The organism is Streptomyces sp. OfavH-34-F (assembly GCF_022347745.1).
Taxonomy (GTDB): domain Bacteria; phylum Actinomycetota; class Actinomycetes; order Streptomycetales; family Streptomycetaceae; genus Streptomyces.
In genome coordinates, this window is record NZ_JAKRGC010000404.1 from 1 (window position 1) to 4,776 (window position 4,776).

A 4,776-nucleotide genomic window follows, 5' to 3' on the forward strand; every position below is an offset into this window, starting at 1 on the left:
GGCCGCCTCGCGGACGCCCCGGCCGACGCCCTGCCGGCCGTGCTGACGAGCCCGCCGTGGACCCGGCCCCGGCGCAAGGCCAAGCCCCCGGTCGTCGCCGGACTGACGGCCGCCGGCGAGCCCGCCGTGCTGTGGCAGGACGGCGAGCGGGAGGACTGGGCGGCCACCAGCAGCTGGTACACGCGACGGGAGTCGGTGGACGACTGGGACCGGGTGCTGTCCTCGCCGCGCTACGGGGTCTGCGGATCGGACCTGCGCTCGACGTGGATCTACGTCCAGGGGCCCGAGGAGCGGGTCGCGCCGTTGCTCGCCGACTGGGATCCCACCGATCTGTGGGACGGCCTCGACACGCTCAAGCCGGTGGCCGCCCGCTTCGGCCTCGCCGCCCTGCCCCTGCTGCTGCGCGTGGTGCCCCGCCAGCCCGGCGGACTCGCCCCGCTGCTGCTGCCCTTCGTCGACGTGCGGATCGCCCAGCACATGGCCGACTGGGCGGTGCGCCTCAAGTCCACGGCCTCGGTGGCCCGTTCCTGGTTCGAACGGCACGGCGTCCGGGCGGCGCCGATGCTGGTGCCCGACGCCGTCGGCAAGGCCGGTGCCGCCCGGCGGGCCGCCGAGCAGGCGCTGCTCCTGATCGCCGCCGCGCACGGCGACGCGGTGGTCCGCGCGGCCGGTGCGCGGTACGGCGAACGGGCGGCGGACGCGGTGGACGCGCTGCTGGCCGCCGACCCGCTGGAGCGGGCGCTGCCCCCGACCATGCCGGAGCTGCCGGACTGGGCGGACCCCGCGCTGCTCCCGCAGATCGCGGTCGCCTCGGGCGGAGCCCTGCCCGACGAGTCGGTCCGCCACGTCGTGACGATGCTGGCCCTGTCCAAGCCGGGCGAGCCGTACCCGGGGCTCGCCGATGTGCTGCGCACGGTGGACCCGGCCTCGGCGGCGGCGTTCGCCTGGGCCCTGTTCGAGCAGTGGCGCGCCGCGCTGCTGCCCGCCAAGGGGGCGTGGGCGCTGCACGCCCTGGGTGTGCTGGGCGACGACGACACGGTGCGCCGGCTGACGCCGGTGATCCGGGCCTGGCCCGGTGAGAGCGCCCATCACCGCGCGGTGGAGGGCCTGAGCGTGCTGGCGGCGATCGGCAGCGACACGGCGCTGCTCCATCTGCACGGAATCTCCCAGCGGGTGAAGTTCAAGGCGCTCAAGGTGCGCGCCGGGGAGAAGATCGCCGAGGTCGCGGCGGGCCTCGGGCTGACGGGCGAGCAGCTCTCGGACCGGCTGGTGCCCGACCTGGGCCTGGACGAGCAGGGCTCCACGGTCATCGACTACGGCGGCCGGACGTTCACGGTGGGCTTCGACGAGCAGTTGCGGCCCTACGTCCTGGACGGGGACGGCAAGCGCCGCAAGGACCTTCCCAAGCCGGGCGCCCGCGACGACGCCGAGCTGGCACCGGCCGAGCGCAAGCGGTTCATGGCGCTGAAGAAGGACGTCCGGACGATCGCGTCGGACCAGGTGCGCCGGCTGGAGGCCGCCATGGTGGCGGGCCGGTCCTGGACGGCGCGGGAGTTCACCGAGTTGTTCGTCGGCCACCCGCTGATGTGGCACCTGGTGCGCCGGCTGGTGTGGCTGGGCGAGGCGGACGGGGCGACCACGGCGTTCCGGGTGGCGGAGGACCGGACGTTCGCGGACGTCGAGGACGACGCCTTCACGCTGCCGGAGGAGGCGTCCGTACGTCTCGCCCACCCGCTGGACCTGGGCGGGGCGGTGACCGCCTGGTCGGAGGTGTTCGCGGACTACGAAATCCTGCAGCCGTTCCCGCAGCTCGGACGCCCGGTGTTCACGCTGACCGGTGCGGAGGCAGCCGGACACCGGCTGACCCGCTTCGAGGGGATCAAGGTCCCCACGGGCAGGCTGCTCGGCCTGGAGCGGTACGGCTGGCAGCGCGGCACCCCGCTGGACAACGGCGTGGAGCGGTGGATCTCCAAGCGGCTGGCGGACCACCGCCATCTGGTGGTCGCCCTGGACGAGGGCATCGCGGTCGGCATGGTGGACATGTTCCCGGAGCAGACCCTGGAGACCGTCTGGCTGGCCGACGACCCGACCGACTACTGGCCGAGCCGCCCCCACGACCTGCGGTTCGGCGAACTGGACGCGGTGACCGCGTCCGAGCTGCTCGCCGACCTGACCGCGCTCACCGAGGGCGCCGCGTCATGACGGTGCGCGAGGAAAGGACCGGCGCGGGCCCCGCGTCCGGGGTCCAGCGGCCACCGGCCGAGGTGCGGTACGCGGCCGAGCTGGCCGCGCTCCGGGAGGCGGACCGCGACCCCCGGCCGCCGGGCTGGGAGCTGAGCCTGCGCGCCGCGCGGCGGTTCGTGGTGGGCGATCCGGAGGCCGGGATCGGCCGCAAGTTCGTCGGGAATCCGTCGCTCGTGGACCGGGCGCTGGTGACGCTGGCGACCAGCCGGGGACTGATGCTCGTCGGGGAGCCGGGCACCGCCAAGTCGCTGCTGTCCGAGCTGATCGCCGCCGCCGTCAGCGGGGACTCGACGCTCACCGTGCAGGGCGGCGCGGCCACCACCGAGGACCAGATCAAGTACGGCTGGAACTACGCGCTGCTGGTCGCCGAGGGGCCCTCGACCCGCTCCCTCGTGCCCGCGCCGATGCTGCGCGGCATGGCGGAGGGACGGCTCGTCCGCTTCGAGGAGATCACCCGCTGTCCGCTGGAGGTCCAGGACTCGCTGCTGTCGCTGCTCTCGGAGCGGGTCGTGGCGATCCCCGAACTGTCCGGCCCGGACGGCATGGTCTTCGCCCGGCAGGGCTTCAACGTCATCGCGACGGCCAACACCCGCGACCGGGGGGTCAACGAGATGAGCGCGGCGCTCAAGCGCCGGTTCAACTTCGAGACCGTGTTCCCGATCCCCGACCTCGACACCGAACTGGAGCTGGTGGAGGCCGAGGTGGCCCGGCTGCTGGCGAACTCCGGTGTCGGGCCGCCGCCCGACCGGGACGTGCTGGAGGTCCTGGTCGCCACCTTCCGCGAACTGCGGGCGGGCGCCGGGGCGCAGGACGGCCGCGGCGGCGGTGACCGGCCGACGGCCGTGATGAGCACCGCGGAGGCCGTGTCGGTGGCCCACGCGGTGGGGGTGCGCGGCTGGTACCTGCGCGGCGAGCCGGGCAACGCGGCCGACGTCGTCGCCTGCCTCGCGGGCACGGCGGCCAAGGACAGCCCGGACGACCTGGCCCGGCTGCGGCGCTATCTGGAGCAGCAGGCGGGGCGCCGGCGCACCCCGCAGTGGCAGGCCCTGTACGACGCGCGCCATCTGCTGGACGGCTGATGACCGCCGTGTTCCTCGGGGTGCGCCACCACTCCCCCGCCTGCGCCCGGCTCGTCGAGCGCACCATCGAACGGCTCCGCCCCGCGCACGTCCTGGTGGAGGGGCCGGCGGAGATGAACGCCCGGCTGGACGAGCTGCTCCTGGGCCACGAGCTGCCCGTCGCGGTGTTCAGCCACTACCGCGACGAGCGGCGCTCGGCCACGTCCTGGGCCCCGCTGTGCGACTACTCCCCGGAGTGGGTGGCGCTGCGGGCGGGCCGGGCGGCCGGTGCGGAGGTCCGTTTCATCGACCTGCCCGCCTGGCATCCGGCGTTCGCGGAGCGCGGCAACCGGTACGCCGACGCCGAGATCCGGTACGCCGAGGCCACCGAGCGGCTGTGCCGGACGTTCGCGGTGGATGCGCCGGACGCGCTCTGGGACCGCCTGTTCGAGGTCGGGCCGGACGAGGGGGTCGCGGAACGGCTCGACGCCTACTTCGCGCTGGTGCGCGGCGACGCGGAGGCGGACGCCGGGGACCGGGCGCGCGAGGCGTACATGGCGTCCTGGGTGCGGGCGGCGGTGGCCGCGGCGGACGGCGGGCCCGTCCTGGTGGTGACCGGCGGCTTCCACCAGCCGGCGCTCCGCGGGCTCGCGGCCATGGGCGGCCCGGCCGGGGAAGACGCCGCGGAGTGCGGTGCGGACGGCTGGCCGCTGGTGCCGCAGCCGCCGGCCGGGGCGGACGCGGGCAGTTTCCTCGTGCCGTACTCGTTCCGCCGGCTGGACGCCTTCACGGGGTACGAATCGGGGATGCCGTCCCCCGGCTTCTACCAGGACGTATGGGAGCGGGGCCCGCAGGAGGCGGCGGACCGGCTGCTGCGGGCGGTGGTCGAGCGGCTGCGCGCCCGCAAGGTGCCGGTCTCGACGGCCGACCTCGTCGCGGCCCGCAGCCTCACGGAGGGGCTGACCGCGCTGCGCGGCCATCCCCGGACTGCGCGGATCGACGTGCTGGACGGGCTCGCGGGCGCGCTGATCACCGACGATCTGGACGGCCCGCTGCCGTGGACGGTCCGGGGCGCACTCCGCGAGGGCACCCACCCCGTGGTCGTCGAGATCCTCGCGGCCTGCGGCGGCGGGCGCACCGGGCGGCTGCACCCGGACACCCCGGCCCCGCCGCTCGTCCACGACGTGGCGGCGCTGCTGGACCGGCTCGGGCTGTCCGGCGCGCCGCGCAGCGTGGAGCTCGACCTCACCGACCCGGGGGACCTGGAGCGCAGCCGGGCGCTGCACGGGCTGCGGGTGCTCGGCGTTCCCGGTCACGCACGGACGGCGGGCCCCGACCACGGCGTCGACCCGGTGTTCACCGAGCGCTGGGAGCCGCGCCCGGCGGCCGGTCGCGAGGCCGCCCTGGTGGAGGCGGGCGCCCATGGGGCGACCCTGGCGGAGGCGGCGGCCGCGTCGCTCGCCGAGCGGGTGCG

Annotated in this window: 3 protein-coding genes; all 3 read left to right on the forward strand. The window is 75.8% G+C overall.

The features are described from left to right. The coding region (locus tag MHW47_RS32015; RefSeq protein ID WP_239227363.1) for a DUF4132 domain-containing protein at positions 1-2,202 on the forward strand (2,202 nt) is incomplete at its 5' end. Beyond that, complete coding sequence (locus MHW47_RS32020; protein WP_239227364.1) at positions 2,199-3,323, forward strand: AAA family ATPase; 1,125 nt, start codon at positions 2,199-2,201, stop codon at positions 3,321-3,323. The genes MHW47_RS32015 and MHW47_RS32020, both read left to right, overlap by 4 nt. Then, positions 3,323-4,776: DUF5682 family protein (locus tag MHW47_RS32025; protein WP_239227365.1), on the forward strand; the 1,454-nt coding region annotated here is incomplete at its 3' end. The genes MHW47_RS32020 and MHW47_RS32025, both read left to right, overlap by 1 nt.

Excerpts from the sequence above, each read along its gene's own strand:
- MHW47_RS32020 (WP_239227364.1), top strand. The coding sequence starts at position 2,199 with ATGACGGTGCGCGAGGAAAGGACCGGCGCGGGCCCCGCGTCCGGGGTC.